Source organism: uncultured Parabacteroides sp., assembly GCF_902493135.1.
In the GTDB taxonomy this organism is placed as follows: domain Bacteria; phylum Bacteroidota; class Bacteroidia; order Bacteroidales; family Tannerellaceae; genus Parabacteroides.
In genome coordinates, this window is sequence record NZ_CABUOD010000001.1 from 119,557 (window position 1) to 140,010 (window position 20,454).

Annotated in this window: 16 protein-coding genes; all 16 read left to right on the forward strand. The window is 51.7% G+C overall.

Translation table 11 applies throughout. The annotated features are described in order from the left end of the window. Positions 1–4: 4 nt before the first annotated feature. The gene (locus tag RDN79_RS00480; protein WP_374044454.1) at positions 5–1,324 is read left to right on the forward strand and encodes a TolC family protein; all 1,320 of its coding nucleotides are present in this window, start codon (positions 5–7) and stop codon (positions 1,322–1,324) included. Between the two features lie 18 nt (positions 1,325–1,342). Further along, complete coding sequence (locus RDN79_RS00485) at positions 1,343–2,233, forward strand: HlyD family secretion protein (RefSeq protein ID WP_298554587.1); 891 nt, start codon at positions 1,343–1,345, stop codon at positions 2,231–2,233. Positions 2,234–2,247: 14 nt separating this feature from the next. Then, positions 2,248–3,168 carry an ABC transporter ATP-binding protein gene (locus tag RDN79_RS00490; RefSeq protein ID WP_298554584.1) on the forward strand — a complete coding sequence of 307 codons (921 nt, stop codon included), beginning with the start codon at positions 2,248–2,250 and terminating at the stop codon, positions 3,166–3,168. Between the two features lie 54 nt (positions 3,169–3,222). After that, on the forward strand, positions 3,223–3,960 hold the full coding sequence (locus RDN79_RS00495) for an ABC transporter ATP-binding protein (protein WP_298554581.1): 738 nt from the start codon (positions 3,223–3,225) through the stop codon (positions 3,958–3,960). 16 nt (positions 3,961–3,976) lie between these two features. After that, entirely contained in the window at positions 3,977–5,086 is a 1,110-nt protein-coding gene (locus RDN79_RS00500) for an ABC transporter permease (protein ID WP_298554577.1), read from the forward strand. Between the two features lie 5 nt (positions 5,087–5,091). Continuing rightward, on the forward strand, positions 5,092–6,186 hold the full coding sequence (locus RDN79_RS00505) for an ABC transporter permease (RefSeq protein ID WP_298554633.1): 1,095 nt from the start codon (positions 5,092–5,094) through the stop codon (positions 6,184–6,186). Positions 6,187–6,301: 115 nt separating this feature from the next. Beyond that, positions 6,302–7,111, forward strand: a complete 810-nt coding sequence (locus RDN79_RS00510; protein ID WP_298554574.1) for an IclR family transcriptional regulator — start codon at positions 6,302–6,304, stop codon at positions 7,109–7,111. Between the two features lie 6 nt (positions 7,112–7,117). Continuing rightward, positions 7,118–8,893: a YVTN family beta-propeller repeat-containing protein gene (locus RDN79_RS00515; RefSeq protein ID WP_298554571.1), complete on the forward strand. Its 1,776-nt coding sequence runs from the start codon at positions 7,118–7,120 to the stop codon at positions 8,891–8,893. Further along, positions 8,890–9,984, forward strand: coding sequence for an endoribonuclease L-PSP (locus RDN79_RS00520; protein ID WP_298554568.1), 1,095 nt, complete (start codon positions 8,890–8,892; stop codon positions 9,982–9,984). Before RDN79_RS00515 ends, RDN79_RS00520 begins: the two co-directional genes overlap by 4 nt. A 129-nt stretch (positions 9,985–10,113) precedes the next feature. Further along, on the forward strand, positions 10,114–10,875 hold the full coding sequence (locus RDN79_RS00525) for a hypothetical protein (protein WP_298554565.1): 762 nt from the start codon (positions 10,114–10,116) through the stop codon (positions 10,873–10,875). Between the two features lie 27 nt (positions 10,876–10,902). Next, on the forward strand, positions 10,903–14,898 hold the full coding sequence (locus tag RDN79_RS00530) for an SUMF1/EgtB/PvdO family nonheme iron enzyme (protein ID WP_298554562.1): 3,996 nt from the start codon (positions 10,903–10,905) through the stop codon (positions 14,896–14,898). A 125-nt stretch (positions 14,899–15,023) separates the two neighbouring features. Next, positions 15,024–17,459: a cytochrome c biogenesis protein CcsA gene (gene ccsA, locus RDN79_RS00535; protein WP_298554559.1), complete on the forward strand. Its 2,436-nt coding sequence runs from the start codon at positions 15,024–15,026 to the stop codon at positions 17,457–17,459. A gap of 74 nt (positions 17,460–17,533) precedes the next feature. Further along, complete coding sequence (locus tag RDN79_RS00540) at positions 17,534–17,848, forward strand: hypothetical protein (protein WP_008148365.1); 315 nt, start codon at positions 17,534–17,536, stop codon at positions 17,846–17,848. Between the two features lie 35 nt (positions 17,849–17,883). Next, positions 17,884–18,900, forward strand: coding sequence for a dihydroxyacetone kinase subunit DhaK (locus tag RDN79_RS00545; RefSeq protein ID WP_298554631.1), 1,017 nt, complete (start codon positions 17,884–17,886; stop codon positions 18,898–18,900). A gap of 7 nt (positions 18,901–18,907) precedes the next feature. Then, positions 18,908–19,522, forward strand: a complete 615-nt coding sequence (locus RDN79_RS00550) for a DAK2 domain-containing protein (protein WP_298554553.1) — start codon at positions 18,908–18,910, stop codon at positions 19,520–19,522. A gap of 58 nt (positions 19,523–19,580) precedes the next feature. Continuing rightward, positions 19,581–20,453 carry a 3-hydroxy-5-phosphonooxypentane-2,4-dione thiolase gene (gene lsrF / locus RDN79_RS00555; protein ID WP_298554551.1) on the forward strand — a complete coding sequence of 291 codons (873 nt, stop codon included), beginning with the start codon at positions 19,581–19,583 and terminating at the stop codon, positions 20,451–20,453. Position 20,454: the final 1 nt, after the last annotated feature.

The following is a 20,454-nucleotide window of genomic DNA, read 5'->3' on the forward strand; positions in this document are numbered from 1 at the left end:
CTATATGAAACAGACATTTCTGTATAGCTGGAAACAGATCGCCCTGTTGCTCGTCTTTCCCCTTATGGCGGAAGGAACGGAAGCGCAGGAGCGTGTTACGCTGGACGAGTGCTACGAATGGGCGCATGCCAACTATCCGCAGATACGCCAGTACGGGTTGATCGGACAGACCGAACAGTATAACCTCTCCAATGCCGCCAAAGGCTGGATGCCGCAGCTCTCGGTCAACGCAAAGGCAACGTACCAGAGCGATGTGACGAAGTTGCCGTTCGACGCCGACAAGCTGTCGGCAACCATTCCCGGAATCGAGATCCCGACACTCAGCAAGGATCAGTACCAGGTGGTGGCTGAAGTGAACCAGACGATCTGGGACGGTGGTGCGATCCGTTCCACCCGCCGGTTGACGAAGGCGCAGGCGACGGCCGACCGGGAACAGTTGAACAGCGACCTTTATACCTTGAACGACCGGGTGAACCAGCTTTATTTCGGTTGTCTTCTGCAGGAGGAGCTGATCCGCCAGAATGGTTTGCTCCAGAAAGAGTTGCAACTCAATATCGACCGTATCTCGGCCATGATGGAGAACGGCGTTGCCAACCAGTCCGACCGTGAAAGCATGGAAGTCGAATTGTTGAACGCCCGCCAGAAGGAGATCGAGTTGAAGGCCGCCCGTTCGGCTTACGGCAAGATGTTGGCAGCCTTGATCGGCCGTCCGGATGCCGGGACGTTCGTGCTGGAAGTTCCTTCGTTGCCGGGGACACCTTCGTTGTCGCCTGTGATCGACCGGCCGGAGCTTCGTGCGTTGGATGCCAAAAGCGAGTTGCTCGAACTGCAGAACAGGCAGTTGACTGCCGGCCTGATGCCTCATGTCGGCGCTTTCTTCCAGGGCGGTTACGGTCGGCCGGGGTTGAATATGTTGGAAGACAGTTTCAATCCGTTCTATGTCGCCGGTGTCCGCCTGAGCTGGAACATGGGTAAACTATATACCTTGAAGAACGATCGCCGGAAGATTGCCACGAACCGCCAGGCAGTAGAGGTGCAGCGGGAGACATTCCTCTTCAACACGCGTCTCCAACTGACACAGCAGAACACGGAGATCCGAAAGATGACCGATCTGATGAAAGCCGACGACGAGATCATCCGCCTCCGCACCAGCATCAAGAAGGCAGCCGAAGTCAAGCTGGCGAACGGCGTGATCTCCGTCACCGACCTTATCCGCGAAATCAACTCCGAAGACCAGGCCCGCCAAGCGGCAGCCGCACACCGGATACAACAGTTGCAATCGATCTATAATTATATGTACACGACAAACGATGTAAACAAATGAAGATTAAATACGATCAATATGAAACAGATTCTTTTATTCAGTTTTGTTCTGGCTTTGTCTGCTTGCAGCAGCAATAACAACGACTTCGATGCCACCGGAGCATTCGAATCCACCGAAATAATCGTTTCTTCGGAGGCGAACGGGAAGATTATGGAATTGAACCTGCAGGAAGGTGACCGCCTCGAAGCTGGAGCCGTGTTGGGCTATGTGGACAGTACGCAGCTTTATCTCCGGAAAAAGCAGCTCGAAGCGGGCCTCCGTAGCGTGGACATCCGCAAACCGGATATCCGTAAACAGATCGCTTCCCTCGAACAGCAGATTGCCGTCGCCCGGAGCGAACAGCAGCGTATGGAGAACCTGGTGAAGGCAAAAGCCGGCAACCAGAAACAGATCGATGATATCGTCAACAACATTAAGGTGTTGCAAAAACAACTGGATGCCCAATATTCGACCTTGCATAAAACGACAGGTGGGGCGGATGCCGAAGCGGAAAGTATCGTCTACCAGATCATGCAGCTGGACGACCAGTTGCAGAAGAGCCGCATCGTCAACCCGCAGTCCGGCACTGTCCTCGTGAAATATGCCGAACCGGGTGAAGTCACGACTGCCGGCAAGCCGCTTTACAAGATAGCCGACACCGATCTGTTGTATCTCCGCGCTTATCCTACCGCCGAACAACTGACGCAGTTGAAACTCGGACAGCAGGTTCGTGTCTTTGCAGATTTCGGAGAAAAGGAACAAAGGGAATATCCCGGTACGGTCACCTGGATTTCCGAAAAGTCGGAGTTTACCCCGAAAGGAATCCAGACCAAAGACGAACGCGCCAACTTGGTCTATGCCGTCAAGATCGCCGTCAAGAACGACGGTTACTTGAAGATCGGACAATATGGGGAAGTGATATTTAATTGACAATTGACAATTATATGAGAGAGATAGATATTCGACACATAAATAAGGCATACGGGGAGGTTCAGGCTTTGCAGGATATCTCGTTGCATATCGGCGAAGGGGAACTTTTCGGGCTGATCGGGCCGGACGGGGCGGGTAAGACGTCGCTGTTTAGGATACTGACTACCTTGCTGTTGGCGGATAGCGGTACGGCATCGGTTTGCGGGCTGGATGTCGTACGCGATTATAAGGAAATCCGGTGGCGTGTCGGGTATATGCCGGGACGCTTCTCTCTTTATCAGGACCTGACAGTGGAAGAGAACCTGAATTTCTTTGCTACCGTGTTCAATACGACTGTCCGTGAAAACTATGACCTGATCCGGGATATATATGTCCAGATAGAGCCTTTCAAGACACGTAAAGCCGGGAAACTCTCCGGCGGGATGAAGCAGAAGTTAGCGTTGAGCTGTGCGCTGATCCATCGGCCCGATGTCCTTTTCCTGGACGAGCCGACGACGGGGGTCGATCCGGTTTCGCGTGTGGAGTTTTGGGATATGCTGGACCGGCTGAAGAGGCAAGGGATTACGATCCTGGTTTCGACGCCTTATATGGACGAGGCTTCCCGTTGCGACCGTGTCGCGCTGATGCGTGGCGGGCGTTGCCTGTCGGTCGATACGCCGGAAGGCATCCGCCTTACGTTCGATAAGCATTTGTATGCCATCCGGTCGGCTTCGATGTATAAGCTGTTGCTCGATCTCAGGACATATCCGGATGCGGACTCCTGCTTCTCTTTCGGGGACGCGCATCATTTCTCCATTCGGAAGGATGTGGTGGAGAAAGAGGGGGAAGCTGCCTTTCGCAGGGATTTGCAGGCTTTCCTGACGGCAAAAGGACATGCGGATATCGGAATCGAACCGATAGAACCCGGTATCGAGGACTGTTTTATGGCTTTGTAGGTATGAAAAGGACCGTCCCGAGTTGGGACGGCTATTTTTAAAACAGAAAGAATTATGAACGTAATAGAAACAGATAAACTGACGAAACGCTTCGGGACCTTTACCGCCGTCGACCATATCAGCTTCACGGTAGGCGAGGGGGAGATTTTCGGCTTCCTGGGGGCGAACGGGGCAGGCAAGACGACGGCCATGCGCATGTTGTGCGGCCTTTCGTCGCCGACTTCCGGGACGGGAATGGTTGCCGGTTTCGATATCTATAAGGAAACGGAACGGATCAAACGGCATATCGGTTACATGAGCCAGAAGTTCTCCCTCTACGGCGACCTGAAGGTCTGGGAGAATATCCGGTTGTACGGCGGCATATACGGCCTTTCCGAAAAGCAGCTGAAAGCGAAGACGGACGAGTTGCTCCGGGTGCTTGACCTGGAGAACGAACGGAACACCTTGGTTGACGCCTTGCCGTTGGGCTGGAAGCAAAAGTTGGCTTTCTCCGTCGCCATTATCCACGAGCCCCGGATTGTTTTCCTGGACGAACCGACCGGAGGGGTCGATCCCGTCACCCGCCGCCAGTTCTGGGAACTGATCTACCAGGCTGCCGAACGGGGCATTACGGTCTTTGTCACCACCCACTATATGGACGAGGCGGAGTATTGCAACCGTGTCTCCATCATGGTAGATGGAAAGATCGAAGCCCTCGACAGCCCTTCCGCCCTCAAATCGTCTTTCGGGGCCGGTAATATGAACGAAGTCTTCCATGCGTTGGCACGGAGAGCGAAGAGAATTGAGAATTGAAAATTAAGAAATAAGCATGAAAAGTTCTTTTACTGCTTTTGTTAAGAAAGAATTTATCCACATCTTCCGCGATAAGCGGACGATGATGATCCTGCTCTTGATGCCTGTGATCCTGATCATCCTCTTCGGCTATGCGATCACGACGGAGATCAAACGTGCGCCTGTCGCGATCTTGGACCAGAGCCGGGACGAGGTGACGCAGAAGATGATTTCGCACTTTGCCGCCAGCGAGTATTTCAGCATCTACAAAATGATCGATAGCGAAGAAGAAGGCCGGTCCCTTTTCCGCCAGGGAAAAGTCCGGATGGTGATCGTCATCCCTGCCGGAATAGCCGTTGAAAGTGGAAAGATGAAAGGTGAAAGTGGCATTCAGCTATTGGTTGACGCTACCGATCCGAACGAAGCCACCCAGCTATCCGCGTATGCCACGCAGATAATAGTGGAAAGCGGAAATAGCAACGCGAAGCCACTTTCAACCGGCAACTCGATTACGCCGGTAATCAGGTTGCTCTACAATCCTCAAATGAAGGGCGCCTATAACTTCGTGCCCGGTGTCATGGGGCTGATCCTGATTCTGATCTGCGCCATGATGACCTCCGTCGGGATCGTGAAGGAGAAAGAGATCGGGACGATGGAAGTGCTTCTCGTCTCTCCGATGAAACCGGTCTATATCATTCTGGCAAAAGCGACTCCCTATCTGTTGCTGAGCCTGGTGAATATAGCCACTATCCTGGCTTTGTCGTACTTCCTGCTGGATGTGCCGATCAATGGCAGCCTGTCGCTGTTAGTGGGCGTTTCCGTCCTCTACGCATTGGTGGCGTTGTGCCTGGGATTGCTGATCTCGACGATCGCCGACACCCAGCAGGCCGCCATGCTGATCAGCGCCGTTGTCCTGATGCTGCCTGTCATGTTGCTTAGCGGGATGGTGTTCCCGATCGAGAATATGCCGGAGATCCTGCAAGTCATTTCCAATATCGTGCCGGCCAAATGGTATATCATCGCCGTGAAAGATATCATGATAAAAGGCTTGGGCTTCGGTTCCGTCCTGCAGGAAATAGGCGTGTTGGCATTGATGGCAGTCGTGCTGATAGGGTTGAGTGTGAAACGTTTTAAAATACGATTATGATGAGGATGCTGAAATATTTATTGGAGAAGGAGTTCAAACAGATCAGGCGGGACCGGTTCCTGCCCCGTATCATCTTCCTGTTGCCGGTCATACAACTGGTGGTCCTCCCTTTTGCCGCCAATTTCGAGATGCGGAATATCAACCTGAGTATCGTGGATAACGACCATTCCGTCCTTTCCCGCCAATTGACAGACAAGGTCCTTTCCTCCGGCTATTTCCGTCTGGCGGATGTTTCGCCCCGCTACGACGAGGCTTTGGTTTCCATCGAAAGCAATGCCGCCGATATCATTCTCGAGATCCCGTCCCGTTTCGAAGAACGGCTGGGACGGGAGGGAACGGCCGAGCTCCTGATCGCCGCCGATGCCGTGAACGGGACGAAGGGAGGAATCGGCAGCTCATACCTCGCGTCCATCATCCGGGATTTCAATCAGGAAGAGAATGTCCTCTCGTCCGTATCGGCCGCAGGGGGCGGAATCCGTGCCACGAACCTGTTCAATCCGCATCTGAATTATAAGAACTATATGGTTCCCGGCATCATGGCTTTCCTGCTGACGCTCATCGGCGGTTTCCTATCCGCCCTGAACATCGTGAGCGAAAAGGAGAAAGGGACGATCGAACAGATCAACGTGACGCCTGTCCCGAAAGCCCTGTTCCTGCTCTCCAAGCTGATACCGTTCTGGATTATCGGTCTTTTCCTGCTCACGATAGGCGCCTGTATCGCCTGGTTGGTCTACGGGCTGCTGCCGGTAGGCAATATGGGGATCATCTATCTGTTTGCGGCAGTCTACCTGATGGCGTTTACCGGCTTCGGTCTGGCGATCTCGTCCGTCTCGTCCACCCAGCAGCAGGCGATGTTCACGGCTTTCTTTTTTATGATTATTTTTGTCCTCCTGAGCGGTATGTTCACACCGATCAGCAGTATGCCGGTCTGGGCGCAGGAACTGACGCGTGTCAATCCGCTCCGCTATTTGGTCGAAGTGATGCGGATGGTTTATTTGAAAAGCAGCACTTTGGCTGACCTCACCGGGCACTTCATGGCGGTTTGTCTGTTCGCCGTGTTCTTTAACCTACTGGCCGTAATCAGCTACAGGAAAAATTGACGATTGTCCATTGTTTTGTGTTATACGACATACTTAACTAATTTTTACAAACATCCTGCTTGCATTTCTGCGCTCTCCTTTATATTTGATTCAAATCTGAAACAATATTTCAAATATGGAAAGCGTTATTTCAAATATGGAAAAAGCAGAAGAGAACTACAAGGTGCCGAATCTCGAAAAAGGGATCGCTGTACTTGAGTACTTGTCGCTTCACACCCAAGGTGAGACGCTTCAGGATATCAAGTCAACCCTTGATATTTCGCAGACTACGGCCTACCGTATTTTAAATACGTTGGTCCGTCTGGATTATTTGATCTATAATGAAGACACAAAGCGGTACAAGTTATCCCGTAAATTGCTAACTTTGGGATTCAGATCACTGAACGAACACAATTTGCTGGAAACGGTTTTGCCTCGTTTGCGTGATTTGCGCGATCAGGTGAAAGAGACGGCATGCTTCGGCGTGCTGGGGGACCGGAAAGGAATCTTTATCGAGCAGGCACAGGGGCATCATACGTTCCGTTTTATCCTCTCGCCGGGGAAACCTTTCGATTTGCATTGCTCGGCTCCGGGAAAGGCGATCATGGCTTATCTGCCGAATACGGTCCGGGACCGGTATTTGTCTTATATGGAATTTACACGCTACAACGCCCGGACTATTACCACGCGTGACGCTTATCTGGAGGAACTTGAGAAGGTCCGGAAATTGGGCTATGCCATGGATAATGAGGAAGAGTTGAACGGTGTGATTTGCATCGGGGCGCCTATCTTCAATTATACGGGTTATCCTTGCGGGGCAATCTGGATCTCAGGCCCGAAGGACCGGCTGTCGAAAGAGGTCGTACGGGTTTCGGCTGACTGTATAAGGAAAGTGGCCCAGGCGATTTCGCTTGAGTTGGGATATAGTAAAGCAAAAAAAATATAATATACCATGAACACACGAAAATACATGTTTAAAAACTCACTGGTGGCTTGTTTTGCCTGCTGTTGCATCTCTTTTGCTTCAGCAGGCAACCCACCGTTCTTCCCGACAGATGTCGTGACGAATGCCAAAGGTGAGTTGTTGATGACGGATAAAGGGGTAAAGCGGGTGGATGTTTTTTCGCCTGATGGCAAGACATTGCTGCGCTCTTTCCCGATGGACGAAGCGCCGACGGGTATTCTCGTAGAGGGCGACAAGGCGTATGTGACGACATTCGGAACGACAGGCCATTTACAGATCCTGTCGCTCGAATCGGGCAGGGTGGAGGCTTCCATTCCGACCGGTTCGGGAGCATGCCATCCGATGTTCGGTCCGGACAAGAAGCATATATATGTATGTAACCAGTTCCAGACCACGATCTCCGAAATCGATCCGGCGGCCCGTAAGGTGATGCGTACGGTGAAAGTATTGCGCGAACCGAAGTCCGCCGTGTTCAGCAAGGACGGCAAATATATGTTCGTCACGAACTTCCTCCCTTCACAGCGGGCTGATCTCGATTACGTGGCCGCCTGTGTCTCCGTCATCGAAATGGATGGCTTTACGAAGGTGAAGGACATCCAACTGGCGAACGGAAGCAACGCCCTCCGGGGAATCTGTATCACTCCCGACGGCAAGTATATATATGTATCGCACAACTTAGGGCGTTTCACCGTTCCGACTTCCCAGTTGCAGCAGGGATGGATGAACACGAGTGCTTTCAGCGTGATCGATGTCGACAAGCAGGAGTTCTTAGGAGCCATTGTCGTGGACGAGCCCGAGCGGGGTGCGGCCGGTATCTGGAGCATTGCCTGCAACGACGAGTCTGTCTTCATCTCCCATTCGGGAACGCACGAGGTCAGCGTGATCGACCATAAGGCGATGTTGGAGAAATTCCTGAACTATCCCAATAAGGAGGTGCTGGACTATGATCTGACTTTCTTGTACGGCCTTCGCGAACGTATCCCGCTGGAGGGGAACGGTCCTCGCAATATGATCCTGAACGGCGACAAGCTGATTATCCCGACTTACTTTGCCGATGTCTTGAACATAATGGATATCAATACGAACGAAGTCACGGCGGTCGAGCTGAATCCCGGACGCGAGGAAACGGCTGAAAACAAGGGCGAACGCTATTTCAACGATGCTTCGCACTGCTTCCAGAACTGGCAGAGTTGTAACGGTTGCCATCCGGGAGACGGTCGTACGGACGGCATGAATTGGGATTTGATGAACGACGGCGTCGGCAACTCCAAGAACTGCAAGAGCATGCTCTTTAGCCATGTGACTCCTCCCAACATGATTTCCGGTATCCGTGAACATGCGGAACGGGCTGTGCGGGCCGGCTTTAACTTCATCCAGTTTTATGATGTTTCCGAAGAAGACGCCGTGTGTGTGGATGCCTACATGAAATCGCTTCGTCCCGTGCCCAGCCCTTATCTGGTGAACGGCGAGCTGTCCGATTTGGCCAAGGAAGGGCAGAAGGTGTTCGAAAAGCTGAAGTGCGGCGAATGCCATAGCGGTGTCTACTATACGGATATGAAATACCACCGTATCGGTGAAGATATAGAGTTCGAAAAAGGTTGGGATACTCCGACTTTGCGTGAGGTGTGGCGTACGGCTCCTTATTTGTTCGACGGGCGTGCCGCTACCATGAAAGAGGTGTTCAGTGTCCATAAGCACGGCATCGAGAAAAAAGTCTCAGAGAAAGATATCGAAGCATTAACCGAATATGTGAACTCTTTATGAATTATAGCGATAAAATACATTACAATATCTATACGACCGGGCTGGCTGCCTTTGGCGAGATGGTAGACGCCCTGCTGGCACAGTTGCCCCAGGACGAACAGATTCTCCGCCTGGCATTCTTCGGTATGCCGAACGACAACGGGCAATACGTCTCCCGCCGCATCATGTTGCGCGAGAAGATCCGTAAGTTCTACGGCAATCATGAGCCGGTACTGAGCTACGTTTCCCAGCCTCCTCTGAATGCAGGGTTGATCCTGGAGGTCCATAGCTACAAAGCGGATGAAGACGATCATGTCACCTTCCGCCATTACGCAGGTTTCCCGTATGTCGTACTGGAAAATGCCGACGGCCGTTTCCTCTTTGCCGGAGGTTTCCACGGAGATGTGATCAACTTCGGTATCCAGCAACAGTCCGCCGAAGTATTCCACATGATGGGAGAGGTGATGCGCCGCGAAGGGTTCCCCGTAAACAGCATCATCCGCCAGTGGAACTACATCGAGCAGATCACCCGCTTCGACGGGCCGGACCAGCATTACCAGATGTTCAACAACGCCCGTGCCGATTTCTACGGAAAGACGGACTGGAACAACGGCTATCCGGCTGCTACCGGTATCGGGGCCAACCTGGGAGGCATACTGGTCGACTTGGATGCGGCCGTATTTGCCCGTCCCGAGTGCTACGCCACCCCGATCGACAATAAGTTGCAGATTGCCGCCCATGCCTATTCGGACCAGGTCCTCGAAGCTGCCCAACAGAAGAAAGCGACACCTAAGTTCGAACGGGCCAAGAGCATGACTTTCGATGACCGGCGGATCGTTTACATTTCCGGTACGGCTGCTATCCGCGGGGAAGAAAGCCTGGTAGGAGTCGGTCTCGGACGCCAGCTCCATATCACGATGGAAAACATCGATCAGCTGATCGGTAAGGCGAAACTGAAAATGCTGCGTGTCTACCTGAAAGAGAAATCCTTCTATGAAGAGGCTTGCCGGCTGTTGGAAGGATATAACTTGAATATTCCCATATCTTATATGTGGGCGGACGTTTGCCGGGATGAGTTATTGATCGAAATAGAAGGGATTGCCATCGAATAAACGTTTCATGGGCATGAAACAATCGTTTCTTCGTATGGAAACAGAAGTTTCTCCCTATGGAAACGCAAGTTTCTTCGGCAGGGAATAGATAAGGAACAACTATTACTAACTAAATAAACAAGAGAAAAAATGAAAAAGAATCTTATGAAATCGGCCGCTATGGGAGCTCTTCTGCTTTCTATGGCAGCATGTACCGGCAAAACATCTACTGGCGAAGCAACCTGTTGCGCAGCGGCAGGCGAAGGACAATGCACCGAACAGTGCGGAAGCGACTGCAAGAATGAATGTAACAACAATGCTAACTGTAAAAATAATAAAGAAATGAAGTATTCAAAGAAGTACACAAATGCCGACTTCTACAAAGACGGCAAGTTCCAACAGGATGTTGCTATGGAAGCAATGAAAGACATGTTCGCTTTCTACGGTGTTCCTTTCACCGAACTGATGGCTAAGGACATGTGGGTGACTGATTTCGGTCTGGGCGATTTTGAAAACGTAGGTATGGGCGGTATTTTCTGGATCAACGATCCTGAATACGGCTACTTCGCTCACGCGATCTACCTGCTTCCGGGACAGATGATCCCCGAACATGCACATGTAAAGACCAAATTCCCGGCCAAACATGAGTCTTGGATGGTTGAAAAGGGATGGGTTTACAACTTCTCTGAAGTAGGTGACGAAACTCCGAATGCTCCTGCTATTCCTGCTACTCACGGTGCGATCAAGAGCAAAAACTTCGTTGTACAGAATGTAGGTGACGTTCTTCGCCTGAAAAAACTGGAAACATTCCACTTTATGATGGCTGGTCCTGAAGGCGCTATTGTTGATGAATGGGCATGCTACCACGATAATGACGGCTTGCGCTTCACCAACACGAAAGCTGCGTTATAATAAGTATAATACCTTATAATTTATTACATGAACAAATACTATTTATTAGTATCACTCCTTCTGTCTTCTTCTGTCATGGTGTCTGCCGGGCCCAAGCAGAAGAAGGTGGAAACGTGGATTGATGCTTCTGTTAAGGCAAAGACGGAGGTGCTGGCGAAGCTGAAGAAAGCCGGGATGCCGATCACCTCGACTTGGATGAAGCATAAAGCGAAGGCGGAATCTTTTGTCGTTGACTTGAAAGGCGTGGATAAGCTGGTTCTGATCACTTCCGGTGGTACGGACGGTACGGACTATGACCAGGCTGTTTGGGCGAACGCCCGCTTGATCAAAGCGGATGGTACGGCCGTATGGCTGGACGAAGTCCCCTATGAATATGGCGTGGCCGGTTGGGCAAAACCCAAGATGAACACGAATGCATACGACCATGAGATCGTGATCAACGGAAAGGAATATAAGCACGGCGTGTTCTGCCATGCGAACGGAACGCTTGTCTATCCGATCGACAACAAGTATGTCCGTTTTGAAGCAGAGGTCGGAATCGACGACTCGTCGAGCGGGGGTAGTGTTTATTTCGAGGCGGTGAATGTCTTGCCGAGCAAGATTGCGGAAGAACTGAATGCCGGATTCCCGAACGAGATCGGCCTGATGGATCCTGTCTTAGGCGGTTTTGACACTTGGTTGGTCACACCGGACGCTTCAGTGGAAAAACAGGCGTTGGATAAGGCGATCGCTTCTTTGAAAGACGGTTCTTATTATTCCAAGCTGGCAGGAGAGATTGCCGGTGAAAAGAATTTCGAAATACAGGTGCGTAAGTATCTTGAGCTGATCAAGGAAATCCAAGATCTGGCTTCTCTTCAGAGGGAACTGGACTGGCTGAATGTCGAGGCTGTCAAACTCGCTTTTGCCGATATGAAGAAGCAGAAGGGGTATGATGCCGCCAAATACGAACCGATGCTGAACGAACTGATCCGTTTGGAAAAGAAAGGCTTCAACGGTATCTATTCCAAGGACGCACAGGCGATGGCAGATGCTAAAAAGGCATTGGAATACAAACGCGCCATCTTGCTGGCAAACCCGTTGCTGGATGCCGACAAGATCGTGGCGGCTCGTTTCAAGGTCGGTTCGGATGCCCACTTCATCATGTCTCCTTCCTTGGGTACGCAGGCCAATAACTGGAGTAACCAGGAGTCTGCCGGCCGTTCCGGTTTCGATGCCGAGATCGTCGAACTCTCCAACCTGCGTGGCGATGTGCAGATGCGCCGGGTCTACAAACCGGCAAACGGTTCTTCCATCGCCGACCTGAAGCTGCACTGGAACGGGGACCGCGTGATGTTCACACAGACACAGGACGACAAGCGTTGGAACATCTATGAAGTGAACTTGGATGGAACAGGTTTCAAGCCGCTTGTGGAAAACGACGAGCCGGATCTGGAGTTCTACGATGGTACTTACCTGCCCGACGGACGCGTGATCGCTATCTCCAACATCGGCTACCAGGGAGTTCCTTGTGTGAACGGTAGCGATGCGGTAGGTAACATGGTGCTGTACAATCCGAAAGACAAGAGCATGCGCCGCCTGACATTCGACCAGGATGCCAACTGGAACCCGGTCATCATGAATAACGGTCGCGTGATGTACACCCGTTGGGAGTACACCGACCTGACCCACTACTATTCCCGTATCGTGATGCACATGAACCCGGACGGAACGGAAAACAAAGCCCTCTACGGTAGCGGCGCGATGTTCCCGAACAGTACGTTCGACGTGCAGCCGTTGCCCGGCCACGGTTCGGCGTTCGTCGGTATCATCTCCGGTCACCACGGTGTGGCGCGTTCCGGCCGTATGATTATCTTCGACCCGACCAAGGGGCGTAAGAGCACGGCCGGTATGGTACAGGAAATCCCTCACCGCAACCGTCCGGTCAAGGAAGAAATCAAAGACCAGCTGGTAAACGGCGTTTGGCCGCAGTTCATCAAACCGACTCCGCTGAACGACAAATACTTCCTGGTGGCAGCCAAGTTGGACCCGCAAGCTTTGTGGGGACTTTATCTGGTGGATGTTTACGACAACGTGACCTGCCTGATGCAGGCAGAGGGTGAAGGTTATATCAGCCCGATCCTGGTGCGCAAGACGAAGACGCCTCCGTCCATTCCCGACCGTGTGAAACTGAATGAAAAGGAAGCGACCTTCTTTATCCAGGACATCTACGAAGGAGAGGGCCTGAGGGGGATTCCTCGCGGTACGGTCAAGTCTCTGCGCCTGCATGCTTACGAATATGCGTATGTAAAGACTCGTTCCGATCATAACTGGCACGGAATCCAGTCCGGTTGGGATATCAAACGTATGTTGGGTACGGTTCCGGTCGAAGAAGACGGTTCCGTGATCTTCAAGGCGCCTGCCAATACGCCGATCTCTATCCAGCCGTTGGATAAGGATGGTGTCGCCATCCAGTGGATGCGAAGCTGGGTGACCGGTCAGCCGGGCGAAGTGGTTTCTTGTATCGGTTGCCACGAAGACCAGAACCAGATTGCGATTCCGAAACGTGTGATCGCTTCGCAGAAAGCTCCGTCAGTCTTGACTTTGCCGGAAGGCGGCACGCGTTCTTTCACGTTCGACCTGGAAGTGCAGCCGATCCTGGATCGCGCATGTATCGCCTGTCATAACGGTGAAGGAAAGGCTTTCGATTTGCGTGGCGGAACGAAAGACAACTTGGGCTACGGCACGTCCTATCTGAACCTGCATCCGTATGTGCATCGTCAGGGCGGCGAAGGCGATATGGTCGTTTTGCAACCGTACGAATATCATCCCAACACGAGTGAATTGGTTCGCTTGCTGAAGAAAGGTCATCACAACGTGAAACTGACCGATAAGGAATGGAAGACGCTTTACAATTGGATCGACTATAACGCTCCCGACAAAGGGTATTTCAATGCGAACGTATTGACTGAACTTCCTTATAAAGGATTCGACCAGATCAAGCGTCGTAAGGAATTGACCGATAAATATGCAAACGGAGCCGGTGTCGACTGGAAGAAGGAGATCGCCGACTATGCCGACTACCTGAAGAAGCAAGGCCCGATCACCCCGGTAATGCCTGAAAGGGCGGCTGCCGTGAAAGAAAAGAACGTGAAGGTGAAAGGTTGGCCGTTCGGTTCCGACCGGATCAAGGAAATGCTGGCCAAGGAGAAGGAAACCCGTAAGGTGGTCGAGATCGCTCCGGGTGTGAAAGTCAACTTCGTCCGTATTCCGGCCGGTGAATTCGTGATGGGTAGCTACCGTGGCGAACCGGATGCTTATCCTACTGCCAAGGTGAAGATCGACAAAGCCTTCTGGATGGCCGAGTTGGAAACGACGAACGAACAGTTCAACGTCGTCTTCCCGGATCATGACAGCCGTTTCGTCGACCAGCAGTGGAAAGACCACGTGAACCAGGGGTATCCGGCCAATAAACCGGAACAGCCTGTCATCCGTGTCAGCTACAACGATGCGATGGAATTCTGCCGGAAAATAAGTGAAAAGACCGGTCTCAAGATCACGCTTCCGACCGAAGCTCAGTGGGAATGGGCTTGCCGTGCCGGTAGCGACCAGGATTTCTGGTATGGCGACATGCACACGGACTTCGGCAAGAAGGACAACCTGGCAGACAAGACAACCTTGCTGCTTGCCGTTTACGGTGTCGACCCGCAGCCGATGGCGAAGACCAACCCGTGGTACAAATACTATACTTTCCTTCCGAAAGAAGAGAGCGTGGACGACGGTAACCTGGTTCAGGTCGGCGGCAAGGCATACGAAGCCAATCCGTTCGGTCTGTACAGCATGCACGGAAACGTAGCCGAATGGACCCGTTCCGACTATGTATCGTACCCGTATAATGAAAAGACGAAAGAGACATCCGAATACAAGGTGGCCCGCGGCGGTTCTTATATCGACCGTCCGAAGTATGCGGCTTCCCATACGCGTAAGGCTTACTATCCGTACCAGCGTGTGTTCAATGTCGGCTTCCGTATGATCATTGAAGATTGATAAGCAAATAGATTATATCTATGAACCTATAGAGAGCACGGATGTGGCAGATTGCCGCCGGTTATTTCATCAAACGATTAATCTGCGTACATTTGCCGCATCTGTGAACTCTAATAAAAAAGTAAATGAAAACAAATCTCGAAAGATTTTTCTCCTCCTTTGTAACGACGATCGTCTTGTTACTGATTTATGCCTTTGGCCTGGCCGTTGCCACTTTCATCGAAAAGTATCACGGTACAGCAGCAGCCAAAGCAATGGTTTATTATTCCCCCTTGTTTTTCCTGCTCCAATTCCTTTTAGTCGTCAATTTTATCGCGGCTACGATCAAACACCAATACCTGAAACGCGGCAAGTGGGGATTGATCCTGACGCATTTCGCCTTTATCGTCATCCTTCTCGGCGCCCTGACCTCTTTTCTTTTCGGCGAAGAAGGAATCCTGCATCTGCGTGAAGGGGAGACAAGCAACCAGATTGCTGTCCGCACTTCCGATAACACGACTTTTCATACCCTGCCTTTTTCCGTTGAACTGAAGAAATTCACCTTGACCCGCTATCCCGGTTCCGCCAGCCCTTCTTCCTACGAGAGCGAAGTGATCGTCCATGTGGACGGGAAGGATCGCGAAGAGCGAATCTTTATGAATAACGTATTGGATGTAAAAGGCTACCGTTTCTTCCAGGCTTCATACGACCAGGACGAACACGGAACCATCCTTTCCGTCAATCGCGATGTGGCGGGACGGAACATCACCTATACCGGATATCTGTTGCTGGTCATCGGCCTGATCCTTTGTCTGGTCGGTAAGGACTCCCGCTTCATGCGCCAGAGCCGCCGCCTGAAAGAGCTGCGTAAGGCGGCCCATGTAACGGTCATGTTGCTTGTGCTCCTTGCTGTTTCCCTGTCCGTACATGCCGGCGGGAAGACTTCCCCGATGCTCGATGCCGTGCAGAAATATGCGGTGAGCCCGGAACATGCCGCTCGCTTCGGCGCCCTCCCGCTCCAATCCGGTAGCGGCCGTATGATGCCGGTCAACACTTTCTCTTCGGAGATTCTCCGTAAGCTCCATAAGTCGGACAAGATCGGTCAGTTGAACTCCGACCAGTTCCTGTTGAGCCTTTTAGCTATGCCGGATATGTGGATGCGCGTACCTTTCATCGCCCTGTCCAATCCCGAACTGGCCGCCTACTATGACCTGACTGACGGCGGATGTGCCTATATTCAGGTATTCGACAGCAACGGCAATTATAAATTGCAGGAAAAGCTGGAAGAAGCCTATAACAAGATGCCTGCCCGGCGGACCCGCTTCGACAAGGACTTGATGAAACTGGACGAGCAGTTGAACATCTTCCACCAGCTGGTCAACCACCAAATGCTGAACCTCTTCCCGAAAGAAGATGATCCGAATCATAAGTGGTATGCCCCCGGTGACGATCTTTCTGCCTTTAGCGGTAAAGACTCCATGTTCGTCTCCCGCATTCTCGACTGGTATTTAGGCGAAGTGCAGGAAGGATTGAAGAGCGGCGATTGGGCGAAAGCCGATGAAGTGGTCGGCATGATCGACACCTACCAGCAAGCCAAGAACAAGACGCTCGATATCAGCCCGAAGCGTATGCAGGCCGAACTGAAATATAACAAGATGGATGTCTTCCGCTATTGCAAGATCGGGTATCTGGTCTTGGGCGGGCTGTTGTTGGTCCTTTCTTTCGCGATGCTGTTCCGCCGGAGCCGTTGGATGAAGGTTGCCGTATGGCTGTTAGGAGCCGGCGTACTGGTCGTTTTCCATTATCATATGTTCGGTATGGGGATGCGCTGGTATATCGGCGGCTATGCTCCCTGGAGCAACTCCTACGAGACGATGGTCTACGTGGGATGGGCGACTGTCCTTGGCGGGTTGTTGTTCGCACGTCGCAGTACGATCACCTTTGCGCTGGCTACCCTGTTCGGCGGTATCATCCTCTTCGTGTCCGGTCTGAACTGGATGGATCCGGAGATCAATCCGCTCGTACCGGTCCTGAAATCGCCGTGGCTGATGTTCCATGTGGCGGTCATTGTCGCCGCTTACGGCTTTTTCGGTATCAGTTGCCTGATCGGGTTGACCGATATGGTGATGATGTCCGTCGCCGGAAAGAAGAACAAAGAGATATTGAAAGCCCGCATCACCGAATTGAGCATTGTGGGTGAGATGGCGCTGTGGGTGGGGCTTGCCCTGATGACCGTCGGCACTTTCCTCGGTGCTGTCTGGGCGAATGAGTCCTGGGGCCGTTATTGGGGCTGGGACCCGAAGGAGACTTGGGCGCTGATCACGATGGTTGTCTATGCCGTAGTGACTCATCTCCATTTAGTGAAACGTTGGAATAACCTCTGGCTGTTCAACCTGGCATCCGTGATCGCGTTCGCCTCCGTGCTGATGACGTTCTTCGGCGTCAATTATTTCCTGAGCGGAATGCATTCATACGGTCAAAATGATAATGTGCATGGAATATTCACCTATCTTTATATCGCCTTAGGGGGAGTCGTTGTCCTGGCTGTCCTTTCGTACAGGAGATGGAAGACGGAGGTGTAAAACATATATGTTTTGAATTGGAGAGAACTGATAACGAATAAAAATAGTACGAACACTTAAAAATTTAATTAGTCATGAGAACATTTAATCACGTCGGTATCGTAACGACAGAACAAGTAGAAGGGGCTATGTTTAATGAAGGCCTGAGTGTATGGTTGACAGACTATAGCAAAAGCCCGAACCGCATCGAATTCCTGAAATTCGAAGAAGGCAGTTGTCTGCCCGAACTGGTACAGAAACAGGGACACATCGCTTACACTGTTCCTTCTTTGGAAGAAGAACTGAAAGGCAAGAAAGTAATCTTCGGCCCGGCCGTATGCGACGAACACCTGACGATCGCTTTTATCGAAGAAGAAGGTATCGCCATCGAAATCATGGAAATCAAATAACAACATTAATAACTCAAATGAAGGAGGAAAATACCATGTCAGACATCAAGACAAAATTTATAAATGATCCTGAACAGATAACACCCGAATTGTTGGAAGGTTATGTATTGGCATACCCGGACCAGGTGAAATTAGGTGGCGAAAACATCGTTGTACGTGCTAATCCGAAGAGTGAAGACAAAGTCGCTATCGTCACATTGGGCGGTTCCGGCCATGAACCTGCATTAAGCGGATTCGTAGGTGAAGGTATGCTCGACTGTTCTGTTGTGGGCGACATCTTTGCCGCTCCTGGTGCACAGCGCCTGTTCCAGGCTTTGCAGTTGATGAAACGTGAAGCCGGTATCCTGTTAGTTGTCCTGAACCACTCCGGCGACGTGATGAGTGCGAACATGGCTTGCCAGTTGGCAGAACGCGTAGGCATCAAGGTAAAACAAGTACTGACTCACGATGATATCAGTGCCGGTATCGGCGCTAATACCGAAGATCGCCGCGGTCTGGCCGGTTGCGTGCCTTTGTATAAGATTTTGGGTGCCGCAGCTGAAGAAGGCAAGACACTGGATGAACTGGTTGAGATCGCCGAACGCTATAACCGGAACGTCGCTACCTTGGCCGTTGCCATGCGTTCTTGTACGCATCCGCAGAACGGCGGTACGATCACCGACCTGCCCCAAGGCATCATGGAGATCGGTATGGGCCAGCATGGTGAAGGCGGTGGCGGACAGAAACCGCTTGTATCTGCCGACGATACCGCTGCCGAGATGGTAGACCTGCTTTGCCAGCAGCTCAAACCGAAAGCAGGCGACAAGATGATGCTTATCATCAACGGCGTAGGAGCGACTACCCACATGGAGCTGAATATCATCTTCCGTAAAGCCTACAAAGAGCTGGAAGCCCGTGGCCTCCAGGTTGTCGTAAGCCGTATCCAGGAAATCCTGACCGTACAGGAACAGGCCGGTTTCCAGATGATCATGGCTATCCTCGACGAAGATCACATCGACTATCTGAAGAACAAACGTGCGGATGCACCTTACTGGACAACAATCGGTAAATAAACGGGATATGAAACAACTGACGATCGAGAACTTCAAGGCGATGCTCGACAACGCTTTGAAGAATATCAAAGAACGCGAAGACGAATTTTCTAAGCTGGATGCGGTTATCGGTGACGGCGATCACGGTCAGGCAATCGTGACAGCCATGTCCGCCATCGTCACTACGGCTCAGAAAGGAACGGAGTTCAAAGCCATGCTGAACGATATGGGCTTTGACGTCATGTTGCAGGTAAGCGGTTCCACCAGTACGCTGTTGGGTGCTTTCTTCTTAGGAATGAGCGACCATGCTTCCGGAACGGAACTGGATGCGGCCGGAGTGAAAGCCATGTTTGCCGGCGGTCTTGCCAATGTGCAGAAACAGACGAAGGCCCAGAAAGGCGACAAGACCATGATGGACGCCCTGATCCCGGCCGTAGAGGCCATCCAGGCATGTCCTTCGGACGACATCAAGGAAATCCTTGAAGCCGGAGCAAAAGCCGCACTTGCCGGTGCCGCTTCGACCGTGGAAATGAAAGCCAATTTCGGCCGTGCCCGTAACTATGGCGAACGCTCCATCGGTTATGCCGATAGCGGAGCCACCTCCTGGAGCTGCATGTTCGAATCGTTTGCACAAGCGCTTTGAGAAATTAAAAATTAAAAATTAAGAATTAAAAATTAAGCATCAAGAAAGGAAAAAAGCTATGGCTGATATGGATGGGTTCAGAGAAGCGAACAATTTCGGTTTCGGACAGACTTCTCAATTTGACAATTTTCATGTAAAAGGTGCGTCTAACTACCCCTGGGGTATGAAAGACCGTCTTTCCCGTATCTTCAACCCGAAAACAGGCCGTGCCGTCATGTTGGCATTCGACCACGGGTTCATCATGGGGCCGACTTCAGGTTTGGAACGTATCGACCTGAACATCGTTCCTCTCGTGCAGTATGCCGACTGTATCATGTGTACGCGCGGTATCTTGCAGACTTCCATTCCTGGCAACATCAACAAACCCGTCTGCCTCCGTTCGGATGCCGGTTCTACGATCCTGACGGAGCTGAACCGTAACGTCCTGATCGATGTGGAAGATGCGATCCGTTGCAATGCTTCTGCTATGGCAGTCATGTTTTCGGCCGGCGATGGCGAACAGGAAGCCATCACGGCTGCTAACCTGGTGGAAGCTGTCGACATGGGTAACCGCTACGGCATCCCCGTCATGGGTGTGACGGCTGTCGGCAAACAGATGGCACGCGACTCCCGCTATTTCGCATTGGCTTCACGCGTATGCGCCGAAAACGGTGCTTCTATCGTGAAGACTTACTACTGCGACGGTTTTGAAAAGGTTGCTGCCGCTTGTCCGGTTCCCGTAGTGATCGCCGGAGGTAAGAAACTGCCTGAGAAGGAAGCGCTCGAACTCTGCTACAACGCCGTTAACGATGGAGCTGCCGGTGTCGATATGGGACGTAACGTGTTCCAGAGCGAAAATCCGGCTGCTATGATCCAGGCTGTACACGCTGTCGTACACGAAGGTCTGACACCGGAACAAGGCTTTGAAATGTTCAAGGATTTGTCAAAATAAG